Origin of the sequence: Paenibacillus aurantiacus (assembly GCF_042431225.1) — a bacterium.
Lineage (GTDB): Bacteria > Bacillota > Bacilli > Paenibacillales > Paenibacillaceae > Paenibacillus_Z > Paenibacillus_Z aurantiacus.
Genome location: NZ_JBHMDO010000022.1, coordinates 76,306 through 92,842 on the forward strand (window position 1 = coordinate 76,306; position 16,537 = coordinate 92,842).

16 protein-coding genes and 1 riboswitch are annotated in these 16,537 nt (G+C 59.4%); of the genes, 12 read left to right on the top strand and 4 right to left on the bottom strand.

Annotation, left to right across the window (positions count from 1 at the left end; all coding sequences use genetic code 11):
• Positions 1 to 18 precede the first annotated feature (18 nt).
• The 3 genes from ACFFSY_RS12080 (at position 19) to ACFFSY_RS12090 (ending at position 3,719) form a co-directional block, all read left to right on the top strand.
• Positions 19 to 1,671, top strand: a complete 1,653-nt coding sequence (locus ACFFSY_RS12080; RefSeq protein ID WP_377494158.1) for a collagen-like domain-containing protein — start codon at positions 19 to 21, stop codon at positions 1,669 to 1,671.
• 376 nt (positions 1,672 to 2,047) lie between these two features.
• Positions 2,048 to 2,806: an AAC(3) family N-acetyltransferase gene (locus ACFFSY_RS12085; RefSeq protein ID WP_377494160.1), complete on the top strand. Its 759-nt coding sequence runs from the start codon at positions 2,048 to 2,050 to the stop codon at positions 2,804 to 2,806.
• 139 nt (positions 2,807 to 2,945) lie between these two features.
• A complete protein-coding gene (locus ACFFSY_RS12090) occupies positions 2,946 to 3,719 on the top strand; it encodes a MeeY/MeeF family manganese export membrane protein (protein ID WP_377494162.1) in 774 nt (257 codons plus the stop codon).
• Positions 3,720 to 3,784: 65 nt separating this feature from the next.
• Here ACFFSY_RS12090 and hxlB read toward each other — a convergent pair whose 3' ends face one another.
• On the bottom strand, positions 3,785 to 4,336 hold the full coding sequence (gene hxlB, locus ACFFSY_RS12095) for a 6-phospho-3-hexuloisomerase (protein ID WP_377494164.1): 552 nt from the start codon (positions 4,334 to 4,336) through the stop codon (positions 3,785 to 3,787).
• Between the two features lie 13 nt (positions 4,337 to 4,349).
• Entirely contained in the window at positions 4,350 to 4,982 is a 633-nt protein-coding gene (hxlA, locus tag ACFFSY_RS12100; protein ID WP_377494165.1) for a 3-hexulose-6-phosphate synthase, read from the bottom strand.
• Between the two features lie 162 nt (positions 4,983 to 5,144).
• On the opposite strand from hxlA, the gene ACFFSY_RS12105 reads away from it, so the two are divergent.
• Complete coding sequence (locus ACFFSY_RS12105; protein ID WP_377494935.1) at positions 5,145 to 5,507, top strand: winged helix-turn-helix transcriptional regulator; 363 nt, start codon at positions 5,145 to 5,147, stop codon at positions 5,505 to 5,507.
• An 86-nt stretch (positions 5,508 to 5,593) separates the two neighbouring features.
• Here ACFFSY_RS12105 and ACFFSY_RS12110 read toward each other — a convergent pair whose 3' ends face one another.
• Complete coding sequence (locus tag ACFFSY_RS12110) at positions 5,594 to 6,379, bottom strand: AraC family transcriptional regulator (protein WP_377494167.1); 786 nt, start codon at positions 6,377 to 6,379, stop codon at positions 5,594 to 5,596.
• A gap of 150 nt (positions 6,380 to 6,529) precedes the next feature.
• On the opposite strand from ACFFSY_RS12110, the gene ACFFSY_RS12115 reads away from it, so the two are divergent.
• The 4 genes from ACFFSY_RS12115 (at position 6,530) to ACFFSY_RS12130 (ending at position 11,716) form a co-directional block, all read left to right on the top strand.
• On the top strand, positions 6,530 to 8,737 hold the full coding sequence (locus tag ACFFSY_RS12115; protein WP_377494170.1) for a glycoside hydrolase family 3 N-terminal domain-containing protein: 2,208 nt from the start codon (positions 6,530 to 6,532) through the stop codon (positions 8,735 to 8,737).
• Between the two features lie 195 nt (positions 8,738 to 8,932).
• Complete coding sequence (locus tag ACFFSY_RS12120) at positions 8,933 to 9,757, top strand: lipase family protein (protein ID WP_377494172.1); 825 nt, start codon at positions 8,933 to 8,935, stop codon at positions 9,755 to 9,757.
• Between the two features lie 37 nt (positions 9,758 to 9,794).
• Positions 9,795 to 10,484, top strand: coding sequence for a YdeI/OmpD-associated family protein (locus tag ACFFSY_RS12125; RefSeq protein WP_377494174.1), 690 nt, complete (start codon positions 9,795 to 9,797; stop codon positions 10,482 to 10,484).
• Between the two features lie 332 nt (positions 10,485 to 10,816).
• Positions 10,817 to 11,716, top strand: a complete 900-nt coding sequence (locus ACFFSY_RS12130) for a 3-hydroxyacyl-CoA dehydrogenase (RefSeq protein WP_377494176.1) — start codon at positions 10,817 to 10,819, stop codon at positions 11,714 to 11,716.
• Positions 11,717 to 11,887: 171 nt separating this feature from the next.
• On the opposite strand, the gene ACFFSY_RS12135 is transcribed toward ACFFSY_RS12130, so the two are convergent.
• Positions 11,888 to 12,901 (bottom strand): GrpB family protein, encoded by a 1,014-nt coding sequence (locus ACFFSY_RS12135; protein WP_377494178.1) that lies wholly within the window; start codon positions 12,899 to 12,901, stop codon positions 11,888 to 11,890.
• Positions 12,902 to 13,257: 356 nt separating this feature from the next.
• Between ACFFSY_RS12135 and ACFFSY_RS12140 the strand changes: the two genes are divergently transcribed.
• From ACFFSY_RS12140 to ACFFSY_RS12155, 4 genes are all read left to right on the top strand, one after another.
• Complete coding sequence (locus ACFFSY_RS12140) at positions 13,258 to 13,770, top strand: C40 family peptidase (RefSeq protein WP_377494180.1); 513 nt, start codon at positions 13,258 to 13,260, stop codon at positions 13,768 to 13,770.
• Between the two features lie 222 nt (positions 13,771 to 13,992).
• The gene (locus ACFFSY_RS12145; RefSeq protein ID WP_377494182.1) at positions 13,993 to 14,619 is read left to right on the top strand and encodes a CGNR zinc finger domain-containing protein; all 627 of its coding nucleotides are present in this window, start codon (positions 13,993 to 13,995) and stop codon (positions 14,617 to 14,619) included.
• A gap of 146 nt (positions 14,620 to 14,765) precedes the next feature.
• Positions 14,766 to 15,674 (top strand): pyridoxamine 5'-phosphate oxidase family protein, encoded by a 909-nt coding sequence (locus tag ACFFSY_RS12150; protein WP_377494184.1) that lies wholly within the window; start codon positions 14,766 to 14,768, stop codon positions 15,672 to 15,674.
• A 115-nt stretch (positions 15,675 to 15,789) separates the two neighbouring features.
• The gene (locus ACFFSY_RS12155) at positions 15,790 to 16,155 is read left to right on the top strand and encodes a hypothetical protein (RefSeq protein WP_377494186.1); all 366 of its coding nucleotides are present in this window, start codon (positions 15,790 to 15,792) and stop codon (positions 16,153 to 16,155) included.
• Between the two features lie 288 nt (positions 16,156 to 16,443).
• Positions 16,444 to 16,532, top strand: a riboswitch (cyclic di-GMP riboswitch).
• Positions 16,533 to 16,537 lie beyond the last annotated feature (5 nt).

A 16,537-nucleotide genomic window follows, 5' to 3' on the forward strand; every position in this document is an offset into this window, starting at 1 on the left:
TAGAGGGGACTGGACAACGTGAAGTTGAAATTACAGGGGAAAATCGTTCTAATCGCCGGCCTCGTGCTGGTTGGCATGAATCTGCCGGGGACATGGGCAGCGACGACGACGCTGGATGCCATCAATTTATGCGTCGATAGCAGCGGGAAGATGAAGCTGCTTAACCCTGCGGCGACCGCATGCCCCGCAGGCGAAACCATGTATAAGCTGAATGTCAAAGGCGATCAAGGCCCGCGCGGTTTGCAAGGCGAGAAGGGCGAGAAAGGAGATCCGGGTACCGCATCGGGTTCGGGCGCTCAAGGACCCAAAGGGGACAAGGGTGATACCGGCGAGACAGGCCCGGCGGGACCTCAGGGCCCGCAAGGGGAGAAAGGCGAAACCGGCGCAGCGGGACCGGCAGGGCCGCAAGGGCTGCAGGGTGAGAAAGGCGAAGCCGGCGCAGCGGGACCGGCAGGGCCGCAAGGGCTGCAGGGTGAGAAAGGCGAAACCGGCGCAGCGGGACCGGCAGGGCCGCAAGGGCTGCAGGGTGAGAAAGGCGAAGCTGGCGCAGCGGGACCGGCAGGGCCGCAGGGGCTGCAAGGGGAGAAGGGCGAAGCCGGCGCAACGGGACCGGCAGGGCCGCAAGGGCTGCAGGGCGAGAAGGGCGAAACCGGCGCAGCCGGACCGGCAGGACCGCAAGGCGCTACTGGAGCAGTAGGTCCTCAAGGCCCTCAAGGCCCTCAAGGTCCTACAGGCGCGTCAGGTCCCCAAGGTCCCCAAGGTGCTTCCGGAGACAGCGGCATATACGGTGATGGCTCGGCTGGAGCGTTGAATGTGCCGAATGGGCAAACCTTGGATTTATCGTCCATTACTCCGGGAAGCCCTTACTATGGCGGTAACCTTCAATTCACCAACATTACGATTTCGGGCGCTTTGATCGTTCCAAGCGGAACGGTTCTTCGCGCAACGGGGAATATCACGATTATGGGCAGCATCCAGGTTCAGACGGGCGCCGGGAACACGAATCCGAACAACCCGCATCCCGGCTTATCGTTATCGCAGGCGGGGGCTGGTTACGGCGGTACGGGTATTTCCTATCTCTCCGCAGCCCAAATTACGCTGCCCGAGGCGGCAGCCGGAGGGGCTGGCAGCCGTGTGGCTGCGGCAGCCGGCGGCGAAGGCGGCGGATCGATCGTGCTGATCGCGCAGAACAATCTGACCGTATCGAGTGGCGGATCGATTAGGGCCAACGGGGCCAATGGCACCAACCCGAATACGGCAGGGTTTGGCATCCCGGGCGCAGGCGGTGGCGCGGGCGGCGTCATTGTTCTGGGCGCGAGCGGCAGTATGAGCATCAGCGGGTTGGTTCAGGCGAACGGCGGCAGCGGCAGCGCCGGATTCGACGGCAATGGCGGCAACAGCGAAGGCGGCGGAGGCGGAGGCGGCGGAGGCATCGTGCATTTGATCTCATCGAGTACGGCCGCTGTCGCGGGTGTGGTGCAAGTTAACGGCGGGGCATACGGAGCAACGGCAGGGGCTTCTGCAACCCTCGTCAGCGGAGGCGGAGGCGGTGCAAGCGGTGGTAACGGCGGCAATGGCGGAATGACTAATGCTACAACGGCAGCGGGCGGCAGTGTGGGTCATTTGATTCAAACGGTCGTGCCGTCTCCGGAAAAAATGTTCTTGCGTTAGCGATAGGTAGAGGCCGTCCCGATGGGGCGGCTTCTTCGAAATACAAGAATTTATACGTTTCACGCGTATAAATCATCTTGTATTTCTCCATCGCTGAATGCTGCATTCCCAATCCTCGGATTGTGAACGCAAACCAATCAGCTTTTCCGGAATGAAACGCGCCATGCCGCTAAAAGACGGCGAAGGCCGTTTCACCTTGCGCTTACGAACCAAATCTTTCGTCGCCGCGCATCTCGCCATGATCGCTCGCTACAATAGCGCAGGCGGCAGGCGCATGTTGCTTGTCGGCAGCACATAGGCGACAATGCTCCCAAGCTCATTTGTCGAAGACAAGCGCCAATATTGGTCCATATAGACATCACGGAAGGAAAAAAGCATGCATACGAAAGAAAGTTTAACGAAGCAATTAGCGCAATTGGGCATTGCCCGGGAAGGGACGCTGCTGATTCATTCCTCGATGAAAAGCATCGGGCCGGTCGAAGGCGGCGCGGACACCGTTCTTGATGCGTTCACGGCGTATATGAAGGACGGGCTGCTGGTGTTGCCGACCCATACGTGGGCCTCCGTCAATGCGAGTAAACCGAGATTCTATGTCGACGATTCCCCTGTCTGCGTCGGCATTCTGCCCGAGCTGTTCCGGAAGCGGCCGGGCGTCGTTCGCTCCTGGCATCCCACCCATTCGGTGGCCGCTTTAGGCCGGGATGCGATCTCCTTTACGAGCGGCGACCACCAGTTCGATACGCCTTGCGCCAGAGGCTCCGCGTGGGGGAAGCTGCTGGACCGCGGAGCGACGATTCTGCTAGTCGGCGTGGATTTACGGCGCAACACCTTTATTCATGGCGTAGAAGAGTGGGCGGACATCCCGGGCAGGTTAACGGAAGAGCATGAGATGCTCTACACAGTATTGCCGGATGGAACGGAAATCCCCGTACCAACTCGCAGACATTGCGGATTGTCGTGGCATCAGCATTTTTGGAAAGTGGATGAGGTGCTTGAGACGAAAGGCGCGATGACGAAGGGGCTGCTCGGCGATGCTCTCGTACGCGTCTGCGATGCGGCGGCCGTGGCGAACGTTCTCATGGATATGCTCAAGGACAACCCGGATTTATTCTCGGACAATCTCCCTCTTGCATGAAATTCCCCTCGATGGCGAAAAAGTGAAATCCATCGCCAATTGTTACGTATATCAATTGCCGGGTAAGAAAACATTACCTACATATGCGATAGTCGTAGAGGGCGCAATTCATGCACGTAGCAGAGGGGAGAAATTCAAGTTGGATTCAATATGGTTGGAGTACGCGTGGGCATTACTGATTTTGATCGGATTGGAAGGCTTGCTATCGGCGGATAATGCGCTTGTACTAGCGGTCATCGCCAAGCATCTGCCGGAGGATCAGAAGAAGAAAGCGATTAACTACGGGATCATTATGGCGTTCGTATTCCGTTTCGGCGCGCTGTTCGCGATCTCGTTCATTGCGAACGTCTGGCAGATTCAGGCGATCGGGGCGGCTTATCTGCTATACCTCGGGATCAAGCATATTATCAAAGCGCGTTTCGGCAAGGAGAACGAGAATATCCGCGAGGACATCAAAGAAGACGCGGCAGGCAAAAAGTTCTGGCCGACCGTCGGCAAAATCGCGCTGGCGGATCTCGCCTTCGCGATCGATTCCATCCTCGCCGCAGTGGCGCTGGCGCTCGGTCTCCCGGATTCGCCGCTCGGTGATTTCGGCGGCATGGACGGCGGTAAGTTCGTGGTCGTCGTGCTTGGCGGCATCGCGGGTCTGGTCCTCATCAAATTCGCCGCGACCTGGTTCGTGAAGCTGCTCGCAGAGCGTCCGGCGCTCGAGACGACCGCTTATGCGATCGTCGCTTGGGTCGGCGTGAAGCTCACCGTCATTACGCTTGCCCATGAAGATATCGGCTTGCTGAGCCACGATTTCCCGCACAGCACGGTCTGGACGTTGATTTTCTACGTAGTCTTGGTATTGATCGCGCTGGCCGGCTGGTTCGCCCCGGCGAACAAGAAGCGGGCGCAGACGGATGTCTAGTCCAACCTTCGAATAACGTTGTAACATGCAGGTGGCCATCCTCTCGAGGATGGCCACTTTACGTATTACTCTAAATTCGCATGCTTCCCGTACATGGTGCCTGAATTCTGCGCCTGCATCTCCATGATGCGCAGGATGACGGCATCTAGGAGGATCAGCAGCATTTGCTCGAATAAGGAGCCCATCGGCTGAATGGTCAGGTCCGCACCGGAGGATTGGTCCTTGGGCGAAGCAGGCAGCAGCACGACGAGGTCGGCACGGGACCCGAGCGTAGACTGCTGACGGATGGTCAGTCCCGCCACGGTGGCCTGCAGCGCATGCGCCTTCTCGAGCATGCCGAGCAGGCTTCTCGTCTCGCCGGAGCCGGAGCCCATCACGAGCAGGTCGCCCGGCGAGATGCCGGGGGTGACGGTCTCGCCGACGACGTGCGCGCGCAGACCGAGATGCATCAGACGCATCGCGAACGCTTTCATCATGAGGCCGGAGCGACCGGCTCCCGCGACGAAGATGGCGTCCGCGTTCAGAATGGCGTCCGCGAGCCGGTCGCAGGCGCCTTCGGGCAGCAGCTCCGCCGCATGCTCCAGCTCCCGGACGATCGTCGCGACGTAGTTCGTCATGACTGTCGTCCTCTTAGCGCGCCGCGATCAGCTGCTTCATCTGGGCAGCGGCTTCGGCTTTATTGGCATGGCCGGTGATGCCGCCGCCGACGATGACCAGATCCGGGGATGCGGCGATGACTTCCGGCAGCGTAGCCAGCTTGATGCCGCCCGCGATGGCGGTTTTGGCCTGCTTCACGACGCTCTTGATGACGCGCAGCTGCTCGAAGGAGTTCTCGCCTGCGGCTTGAAGGTCATAGCCGGTATGGACGCAGATGTAATCCACGCCGAGGGCGTCGACCTCGCGTGCGCGCTGCTCCAGGTTGCGGATGTTAATCATGTCGACGAGGATTTGCTTGCCGTGCTTGCGCGCTTCCTCGACAGCGCCTTTGATGGTGGAGTCGTCGGTTGCGCCGAGCACCGTAATGATATCGGCACCGGCCTCGGATGCTTTCAAGACTTCATAGGCGCCGGCGTCCATGATTTTCAGATCGGCCAGTACTTGAAGCGATGGGAATGCGTCCTTGATGGCTTTGACGGCGTGAAGCCCTTCGTTAATGACGACCGGCGTACCGATTTCTACAATATCGATATAGGATTGGACTTCCTCGACGACCGCGATCGCCTCCGGAATGTTCACCAAATCAAGCGCAAGTTGAAGTTTCATAGGGAAAGTGCCTCCTTAAAATTTGGAATGGGCGTGGCGTTGCTATCTTGCGAGGTTCAGTATAGCTAAACGGTATACAAATTGTAAGTAGGCACATTTTTATTATATAGTGTTATAAAGTATACTGTAGAAGACGAAGGAGGTTGCACAGTGACTCGGAATATGGATCGCATCTTCAACTGCGAGAAGGAGCTTACGCTCTCCATCATCGGGGGCAAATGGAAGATGATCATTATGTGGCATCTGGGCAAAGAAGGCACGAAACGGTTCAATCAGCTGAAGGCGCTTATACCCGATATTACGCAGCGCATGCTGACGACGCAGCTGCGGGAGCTGGAGGAAGACGGCATCGTCGACCGGAAGGTATATCCTGTCGTACCGCCGAAGGTGGAGTACAGTTTGACGCCGCGCGGGGAGAGTCTGATTCCGATCTTGGACCTTATGTACGAGTGGGGTAAGACGTATATTCGGGAGTCGGGGCAGGAGATTAAGCTGCATAATGCGGCACCGGCAGAGCTCGAATAGCGATAGAGGGCGATCTTATAGGGCGAATAACCAAGGGGGAGGCAAGTGCAGCCTCTCCTATTGGCATGTAAGGCATGCCAAACAGGCTACCGCCCATGCCGCCATCCGCCCGGCGCCATCCCGTACCGCTCCCGGAACAGCCGGTGAAAATACGCATAGCTCCCAAGCCCCGATTCGGCGGCGATCTGCTCCAGCGAGAGCGGGCTGTGCTCGAGCAGATTAACCGCCCGGGCCAGCCGCAGCTGCTGCGCGTAGCCGATGATGGACACGCCATAATGCGCTTTGAATAGATGGACGGCGCGTGAGACGCTGAGGCCGGTATGACGGGCGACCTGCTGAAGGGTAATCGGCTCGGTGGCGTGCTCCTCAATGTACTGACGCATGCGCAGAGCGTGATAGGCGAGCGGCGATTGGTCCTCCGGCGCTTCTTCGATCGCGCGGTCGAGGAGCAGGAGCAGCGTTTGGACGAGCGCGGCGAGGATCAACGGGTCGCCGCCGTCGAGCCGGCGTTTCTCGTGGATAATCTGCTGCCAGGCCGTCTTCAGCTGGTTGTCGTCGGCGATGGCGGTATGCGTCGGCCGTTTCTTCCGCGCCCACCAGGCGTCCACGGCGGGACCGCTGCACAACACGTAATAATCGCTAGACTGCGAGGTGCCGGCTTCGGGCCCGATGCGCAGATCGTAGAGATCGCCCGGCCGGAACAGCAGCAGGTCGCCGGGGCGAATTTTGCGCATGGCGCCGTCGACGAGCGCTTGGCAGACGCCTTCGATCTGCAGGCGGATAATATAGGCATCGAGCCCTTGGCCGTAGTGATGGCGGAAGGGCTCTTTGTGCTTGGAATGGTCGCTGAACGGGACGGTGATGTCGGGCATGCGCGGGCTCCTTTGTCTTTCTCGAGTTGAAAGGTTCAATCAGATCGTTGAGGTTTTCGACCATATTGTTTCTACTAGGGCCTAGCTCTCCTCTATTATAATAAAAGTCATCCACGCAAGTCATTCGGAGCACGAAGGAGCAGATAGACGATGACACAACCTACGCCGCGCAAGTGGTTGACCCCGGACATCCTCCGGCAAGCCGACGAGATTCTGGCGGGTCTTACCCTGGAGGAGAAAGTCGGCCAAATGACGCAATATGATTGGGGCTTCAACCCGATCAATCCCGAGACGGGCGTCTCGCAGCGCGATCTGCTGCGGGAGGAGATTGCCCAAGGCCGGGTCGGCTCGATCTTCAACCTATCGGGGGCTGAAGAAGCGAACGAGCTCCAGCAGCTGATCCAGGATGAGACGAACCATCGCATTCCGCTGCTCATCGGCCGGGATGTCATTCACGGGTACCAGACGGTGTTCCCGATCCCGCTGGCGCAAGCGTCCGCGTGGAAGCCCGAGCTGGCCCGCCGGACGGCGGAAGCGGCGTCCCGCGAGTCGATGGCGGACGGCGTGGCCTGGGTGTTCGCGCCGATGATCGATATCAGCCGCGACCCGAGATGGGGCCGCATCGCCGAGAGCATCGGCGAAGACCCGCTGCTCACCTCCGCCTACGCCAAGGCTTGGGTGGAAGGCGCGCAGGTGGACGATGGAGCAGGCGAAGCGGCGGCGAGCTGTCCGAAGCACTTCGCGGGCTATGGCTTGGCCGAAGCGGGCCGCGACTACAACACGGTCGATCTGTCCGACCGCGTGCTGCGCGAGGTCATTCTGCCTCCGTTCCGCGAGGCGGTGGAGGCGGGCGCGCTGAGCATTATGGCGTCGTTCAACGAGATCGACGGCATTCCGGTGTGCGCCAACGCTTACTTGCTGAGAACGATCCTCCGCGACGAGTGGGGCTTCGAGGGCGTCGTAGCCAGCGACTACAATGCGCTTCAGGAGCTGATTACGCACGGCGTGGCGGGCAGCGAGGAAGAGGCGTGCGAGCGGACCATTCTGGCCGGCTGCGACATGGATATGCATTCGGGCATCTACATGCGCCACCTCCCGAAGCTCGTCCGCGAAGGACGTGTGCCCGAGCGCGTCGTCGACGATTCGGTGCGGCGCATTCTCGCGCTGAAGATCAAGCTGGGTCTGCTCGAGCAGCCGTTCGTCCGCATTTCGTCCGCCGAAGAGAAGCAAGCGGCGCGCGCGTCGTTCACGGCGCTGGCGCGCGAGGCGGCGCGGGAATCGATCGTCCTGCTCCGCAACGAGGGCGACGTGCTGCCGCTGCGCCAATCGAACGCCACGATCGCGGTGATCGGCCCGCTGGCGGACAATCGGAAGGACCCGCTCGGCTGCTGGGCGCTCGACGGCAACCCGGACGATGTAGTCAGCATGCTGGCCGGCATCGAAGCCGCTGCCGGGGCAGGTACGACGGTTCTCCACGCGGAGGGCTGCGCCATTGAGGGCGACGATCAGAGCGGCTTCGCGGCCGCCATTGAGATCGCGCGACAGGCGGACGTGGTCGTGCTCGCCTTGGGCGAAGCGCTCGAGATGAGCGGCGAGTCGCGCTCGCGCACGTCGCTCGATCTGCCGGGCATGCAGCGCAAGCTGGCAGAGGCGATATTCGCGCTCGGCAAGCCGGTCGTGGCCGTGCTGCTCAGCGGCCGACCGCTCGCGCTGCCTTGGCTTGCGGAACGCGCCGACGCCATCGTGCAGGCGTGGCAGCTCGGCGTGCAGAGCGGGCACGCGATCGCCGACGTGCTGCTGGGCGCCTACAACCCGAGCGGCCGACTGCCGGCGACGTTCCCGCATAACGTCGGGCAGGTGCCGATCTACTACTACCGGAAGAAAACAGGCCGTCCGCCGGCAGGCGTCTACTCGTCGTATTACATCGATTCGACGACCGAGCCGCTGTATCCGTTCGGCTATGGGCTCAGCTATACCCGTTTCGAATACGGCGCGATCCGTGCCGACCGAGCCGCGATGCGAGCGGACGAAGCGGTTACGTTGACGGTGACGGTCACGAATACCGGTGCGCGCGCAGGCGAGGAGACGGTGCAATGTTACGTACGCGACGAAGTGGCGAGCGTGACGCAGCCGCTCAAGAAGCTGATCGGCTTCCGCAAGGTCGCCTTGGCGCCGGGCGAGTCGGCGGATGTGACCTTCACCATCGGCTGCGACGAGCTGGCCATTCTGGATCAGCACATGAAGCTGACGGTGGAGCCGGGCGACTTTACGCTATGGGTCGGTCCGCATTCAGGCGCCGGGGAGTCGGTGTCCGTGAAGGTGACGTCGGCCGTTCATGCGGAAGCTGAACGGAAGTAATTGGCGATAGACAAGCGACAAGAACCTCCCGATAACGCATCGTGGGGTTCTTTGACATGCGGCTGAGCGTGACGCGGCTTAAGGCTTGAACCCATACCATGAAGTGACAGGAATCGGCCGGCAGGATGGCGAATGGATACACGAGAACGACCAGCAGGGAGTGCGACACATTGATCACGCAGGGGGAGTAACGCAATGGGAGACACTATCAATATGGGCGCATACATACCGTGGGGCAAACTCGTGGAGATCGCGTACGCCATGTATAAGCAAAATCCGACGGCGCCGCAGACGCCGACGGATTTTCCGGAAGATTGGGAACGCGTCGCCAACCTGACCATGACGCCGAGCCTGGAGTCGATTCGGGAGCGGGAGTTCGCCGGCTTCATCGCGCAGTCGAAGAGCAATCCGCAGCTGCAGACGGTCGTCATTCGGGGAACGGAGAGCAAGTTGGACTGGCTGATGGATGTTGAATTCCTCCTGGAGACGTTCCGCGAGGTACCGGGCAGCGGCAAGACGGAGCGGGGCTTCACCAATTTGTACCGGACGATGATGGTCGAATACGCAGATGCGAGCATCCCGACACAATCGCTCATCGCGCAGCTGGACACGGTGCCTGCGGGCACGCGGCTCGTCGTCACAGGGCACAGCCTTGGCAGCTCGCTGGCGACGCTGCACGCATTCTTGGCGGGCAGCAAGAAGATCGACGTGGAGCTGATCACGTTCGCGTCGCCGCGAGTAGGGGACAGCAACTTCGTGGAGGCATTCAGGGAACTGAACATCCCGAACACGCGCATCTTCAACCATCCGGATATCGTCCCGCGTGTGCCGATGGAGGTCGCGGGCTTCCGCCACCTTGAGCCGGGTATCGAAATCAACTCGGCGTTATATCCGATCAAGCACTCCATTCCGTGCTACCATGCGATGAGTACATATATGTACGTAATGGGCGACACCCAGGCGGATATAAGCGCGTGCCGGAGCGGACAAGCGGCACTAGCAAGCGCAAGCCAAGGCTAAGCGTATAAGCCGAACAACAAGGAGGAGCCAGACGCTGATGTCGAGCACAATCGTGGAGAAGCTGAAATTGACCAAATACAAACGAGCCGCCGTGCTGAACCATCCGGAGGGCGAGGATTTGCTCGCGGGACTGGAGCAGGCGGACAAGGAGCTGGGCGAAGGCGGGTATGACCTGATTTTCGCGTTCACGCTGGATATGGAGGCTTTGCGACAGCTCGTGAGTCGGGTGATCGAGAGCCAGGCGCTGCTGCCAAGCGGCTACCTGTACGCGGCTTATCCGAAGAAAGGCAACAAGGTGTACCCGACCTACATCCATCGGGATAGCTTGTTCGAAGGGTTAGGCGCGGACGAAGATGGCTTCATCGGGACGAGCAGCTTGAAATTCGCGCGCATGGTCGGGCTGAACGACGTGTTTACGGTTGTCGGATTCAAATTCGACAAGCGCGCGGCTGCCCCGTCTGCCAAGCCGAGCCAAAGCGTCGACGACTATATCGCCATGATCCCAAGCATCGAGCAGGACCTGCAGGATGCGCCGGAGCTGCTGGCCTTCTACCAATCGCTCACCCCAGGCTACAGGAAAGATTGGGCGCGGTTCGTATACGGCGTCGTGCAGGAGAGCACCCGGGCGAAGCGCCGCGAAGAGATGAAGCACATTCTCGGGCAAGGGTACAAAACGGCGGACCTATACCGCCGCAGCGCGGCCAGCCGTGCGCAAGGGCCGGAGTAAGCATAGAAGAGGGTCCTGCTAATACCCAGAGCCATAGACAGGATGCTGGTGCTGGTTCGCTCGCCGCAGTGCCGCGCCCTCGCCCGAACCGATGATCTTCATTGCAAGCTAGCGGTCTTCCGATTGAGGGAGGCCGCTTTTGTCGTTCCTGACTATATGGTTGTATTGTCAAACTTTCTCCATATCATGTAAAAGGAATCGCTGATCCGCCATCGAACCTGTTTAAAGGTCAGTTCCTCACAACGGTCGCCATTCACCGCGAGCTTTCGGTATGAATTACGTCCATCGCGGGGACATTGACTATGTCCAACACCAAACAGAGGAGCATCAGAATGAAATACAAACATGTAACGGTCGCCGGCAGCGGCGTATTGGGCAGCCAGATCGCCTTCCAATCGGCGTTCCATGGCTTTCTTGTCACGGTATACGACATCAGCGACGAAGCGCTTGAGAAGGCCAAGAAGCGCATTGCCGATCTGAAGCCGCATTATCGGGCCGACCTTAGCGCGAGCGAGGATGCGGTGAACGCCGCGTTCGAACGCATTTCCTATAACAGCGATCTGGCCGGGGCGGTGGCGCAGGCGGATCTCGTCATTGAGGCGGTACCGGAAGTCGTGCCGATCAAGACCGAGTTTTATACGAAGCTGGGCCAAGTCGCGCCGGAGAAAACGATTTTCGCCACGAACTCCTCGACATTGCTGCCGAGCCAGTTCGCGGAGGCGACGGGGCGTCCCGAGCGATTCTTGGCGCTGCATTTTGCCAACGAGATCTGGAAGAACAACACGGCGGAGGTCATGCGCCATCCGGGCACGGACAGCGCGGTATTCGACGACGTCATCGCCTTCGCGAGAGCGATCGGGATGGTAGCGCTGCCGCTGCAGAAGGAACAGCCGGGCTATATTCTGAACTCGCTGCTCGTCCCGCTGCTCGAGGCGGCCCAGCAGCTGCTCGTGAAGGAGATCGCCGACGTTGAGACGATCGACAAAACATGGATGGTCGGCACCGGCGCGCCGCTCGGTCCGTTCGCGATTCTGGACGTGGTCGGCATCACCACGGCGTACAACATCGGCCTCGCCAAGGCGCAGGCGACGGGCAAGCCGGAATACGAGCAAGTGGCCAACCTGCTCAAGACGGAATACATAGACAAGGGCAAGCTGGGGCGTTCGACCGGCGAGGGGTTCTACAAGTACCCGAATCCGAGCTTCGCGCATCCGGGTTTCCTGAAAGAATAGCGTTCGCAGAGCAAAAAGCAGTCCGTCTGGGTGGCATGGCGCCTCCCGGGTAGGGCTGCTTTCGTCGTCAATATATGAGAGCGGGGGCTGTGTCGCGCGTCTTTCTTAGTTCCGTATGTACAGCGAGGCCATTCCATAGAAGACATTGGCCGCACGCCGACTGCACTTTTACTAGCGGTCCACCCGTTGCACGCCATCGCCCGCATACCAGTCCAGCGCCTTGACCACTAGCTCCTTCGCGAGCGCATCCTTGCCTTCAATATAGGCGTTCATATCGGAAGGGTATTGCCGAGCCAGCTCGATCTTCAACTCCGCGTAACGCTTTGCTTCCTCCGGGTGAGCCGTCAGGTAGTCGCGGAACGCCAAGTGCCGCGTGACGTGCTCGCTGCCGGCTTGGAAGACGTGCACGTGGTGCGTGCGCTGCGCGCCGCCTTTGTTGAAGTACCGACGCAGCGGGATGCCGTTCTCGCCTTTGGGCTGATAGCCGAGCCGCCGCATGTTATCGTTGTACGCATCGACAGCCTCAATATCCCGTACCTCGACGAGCACATCGATAATCGGCTTGGCGTGCATGCCGGGAATGGACGTGCTCCCGATGTGGTGCATGGCTACGATCTCCGCCTCCAGCGCCCGCTGGAGCTTCGCCGACTCCTCCCGATACCGCTCGGGCCAACTTGCATCCGGCGGCACGACCTCGACCTTCCTCCGGAACCGTTCGTCGGCAGCCGCCTGAAGCAGCTCCTCCACGGGAATGCCGTTGATCCGAAGCCCGCCGATCTGGCAGTCCCGGATGTCCACGCCGGACAGATTGCAGCCGCTGAACTGCGCGCCCGCCAGCTCGCAATCCTCGAACGAGACAGGCTCGTACGCGCCGTCGGCCCTGTAGTTGCTGTCGCCCGCTTGCGGAAGCACCGCGCGCCGGAATTGGGTTCCGAACAGATGCACATGTTCGATCGTCGCGTGGCTCAGATTGGCGTCTTGGATGCGGAAGGTCGTCATATTGGCGTTCGTGACCATCGTTCCCGACAGATTTACGTCGTCGAGACGTATGCCGCTCATATTCGCGTTATGGAAGCGGCTGTGCGCGAGACTGACATTGTCCAGCTGCAGCGATTCCGCCTTCACCTCCTCGAAGCGAGATTCGGAAATATCCCGCATGCGCATCTCCAGTCGTTCCTTGTTCACCTGAGAACCACCCTTTCGCCCGTTATGGTGAAATTATACACTTGGGTATAACCGTAAGGTCAACCCATGTCCGCCGCCAACATTCTTGGATGATGTCCGCGGCATTGGGTACACTTATGGTAAAGCCCGATAAGTTAAAACCGAAAAATCAATAGCGGCGGATCGCCCGACTACCGCGGGTTTGACGCGTCTTGGCGCAGTCGCCGCGCTGCTTGCAAGCATGACGAACCAGCCGCGTCGCTGGGTTTTTATGCAGCTTTTGTCTTATTAGAAAGCCTTAAGAATCCCCCCATCCGGAATTGAGCGTGCTATTATACTCCTCGGACAGCCAAACACACACCAGGAGGTAATACAACATGACGACAAACAACTGGATGAAGAAAACGATCCTCGCGACGACTTGTTGCTTTGCCCTTCTGTCTGCCAATGGGCTGGTAGGCGATGCTTTCGTGGGACAAGCCCATGCGGCGACGGCTACGACGCAAGCGACGAAGGCGGACAGCATTATCGCGACGGCCAAATCGCTGCAAGGCAAAGTGCATTACGTATATGGCACGAACAACCCGAGCCAGCTTATTTTCGACTGCTCGTCCTTTACGAAATACGTCTTCGGCAAGTACGGCGTTAGCTTGAAGTGGGGCACGGCGAGCCAGAAGAAGCAAGGCACGTACGTTTCGAAGAGCAACCTGCGCAAGGGCGACCTGATTTTCTTCAACAACGGCAAAACATCGACGGTTAGCCACGTGGGCATCTATATTGGCAACGGCCAATTCATTCATAATACGATCGGCAGCAAAGTGAACGGCGTCGTGATCGCCAAGCTGAGCGACTACACGAAGCGTTATTCGACAGCGCGCCGCGTGCTGTAAGGCAGAAAACAAGAAGCTATGACTAGCCGGACTAGTCATAGCTTTTTTGCGTGCATGGAAGGGGATAGCGGAGCGGTACACGGTGCGGCAGAGGCGGTATCTATGCCGAAAATATGCTAGTATAACGATATAAAGACACGGATGCATGGGCCGAACGGCGTAAAATTCGCGTTAGCCTGCGACGTAGGGCGCGTGCCCGGCCCGAAAGGAGTTGAATCGGCCATGCCGAAAATCATACCCCCGACCTTTCTGTTTATCGGCAACGAGCCGATGCTGGACTTTACGAATACGTTTATGATGGCAGGCGGTCAGCCGCTTGATCTGCTGACCGATTTTGACGCGCTGCTGGAATGGTTGGACAAAGCCGGTCTCCTCACGGAGGAGGGGACGGCCGCATGGATGACGTGGGGAGAGGCGGCGAAGGAACGCGCGCACGGCGCGGCAATCGAGCTTCGCCGCCATCTGCTGTCCATAATCCGAAGCGTGATGGAAGGCGAGCCGGTGGACGCTGCGAATCTGTCGGCGATTAACGGCCTTATCGCCCATCAGGCGTTCGCGACCCGGCTTTACGTAGACGGCGGCATCTTCCGGGAAGACCGCCGCCGCCTGATCCGCGAGCCGCTTGATCTGCTGGCGCCCGTCGCCGAATCGGCGGCCCGGTTCCTGAGCCGCAACGAGCCGCATCTCCTCCGAAAATGCGAAAATCCGGAATGCGTGCTTCACTTCTACGACAACAGCAAGAACGGCACGAGACGCTGGTGCAGCCCCAAAACATGCGGCAACCGCATGAAGGTGACGGCTTTCCTGGAGCGTCGGCGCGCGCAAAACCAATCCAAGAGCGAGTTTTAGAAAGCAGGAGCTTTCTGAAGCTCGCTTTTTCATTGCCCCCGGAAGCAATCGGTCTTTTTTAACTATCAAAATATATATTTACACATTAAAAAATTGCGCTTATAATACCCAATAAATCCATTTGAGCATTAAAAGGAGATGGAGGCATGGCCAATCCTTATCATGACGGCGAATTGGCGGTTCAGCGAATGGCCGGCGCCGAAGTTGTCGCGCAGCAGAACGGGCGAAGCATCCGGGATTCGATCGTGCCGGGCGCGGCCGCTTTCCTGAGCCGGCAAACGATGCTGATCGCGGCCGTCGCCGGCATCGACGGGCGGGTATGGGTCTCCTGCTTGACCGGCCGGCCGGGATTCATCGCGGTACAGGACGACAAGCGTTTGACGGTGAAGTGGGACCCGGAGCAGGATCCGCTGCTTGCCGCCGGCTTGGCGGCGAATCCGGAGATCGGATTGCTGGCGATCGATTTGAGCAAGCGGTTGCGGCTGCGGCTTAACGGGATCGGCACGCTTGCGCCGGATGGTACGCTCGCCGTGGCGGCGGAGCTGGTATACGGCAACTGCCCGAAATATATTCAGCAGCGATCCGCCCCATCTTTCCCCGAAGCGGACAGTTTGCCTGTGAGAAGGACGCGCGCTTCCCAGCTGAGCGATAGTCAGCGGCAGTGGATCGCCGAGGCCGACACCTTCTTCATCGGGAGCCGGAGCGCCGCCGGGAAGACGGATGCTTCGCACCGCGGCGGCCCGCCGGGCTTCATCCGCGTCGAGGACGAGAGGACGATCGTATTCCCCGATTATTTTGGCAACGCCATGTTCAATACGCTTGGCAATATTCACAGCCACCCGCGCGCAGGGCTCCTATTCATCGACTTCGACAACGGCCATGTCCTCCAGCTGACCGGCCGCTCCCGCATCATTTGGGACGAGGAGCAGACGGCGTCGTTCCCCGGCGCCGAGCGATTGGTCCGCTTCGAGCTGGATGAAGCGCATCACATCGAACGGGGACTCGGCATCCGGCGGGAGTTCGTCTCTTATTCGCCAGTGAATCCGACGTTATAACGGGGAAGAGGTCTTCAAGGAGGTGGTGCTTGGTACGGAAGCCGGGTAATGGCAAGGTTTGGCTCGGAGTGATCAAAGCACAGCCGGTAGTTCACGATAACGAGGAGGAATGACCATGTCAGCGTACAAATACGTCCTTATTATTCAAGCGAACCAGCAGGATGTCGGGAAAGCCGTTCACGGCCTGCTGTATGGCCAAGAGCTGCACGAGGCGGGTTTCGAGGTCGACATTCTATTCGACGGCATGGGCACGCAGTGGCCGCAGGAGTTCAGCAAAGCCGATCATCCTTTCCATGCGCTCTACAAGCAGGTGATGCGGCTCGGCATCATTAAAGGCGGCTGCCAAGCTTGCTCCGGATTTTTCGGCGTGGAGGACGGCATGCAGGAGGCGGGCGTCGCGCTCGCGGGAAGCGAGAAGAACGGCGGACATCTTCCGTTCGCGCAGTATATCGCGGATGGGTTCTTGCCGATCGTGCTTTAGGACAAGTGCGGCAGCTTCGCTCAGTTGACGGGTAAACCCCCTTTTGCCGCCAATACGGGATATTCGCTTCCCTCGCCTCTCGAGAGGATGGGGGAGGCTTCTTTACGTCCTATCCCAGGCAGCGGTTTTCGTAGCTTAGTCGCATGCAACGAACAATACCTCCTACAAGATCGCCGCATTCAAAATAAGCCATATGTAATGGAATTTTATTCTCCGTGACTTTAGTCCTATTTCCATTCCGCCATTCGACAACGTATTATAGATTCAAAGACTCACAACTAACTAACCAAGTGAAAAGGGCAAATCATGAGAAATCATGAGACGCAAAGCCATGGGCCTTAACCGCACGCGTGTGCGGCAGGCAGCCGGTTACCACAAGGCA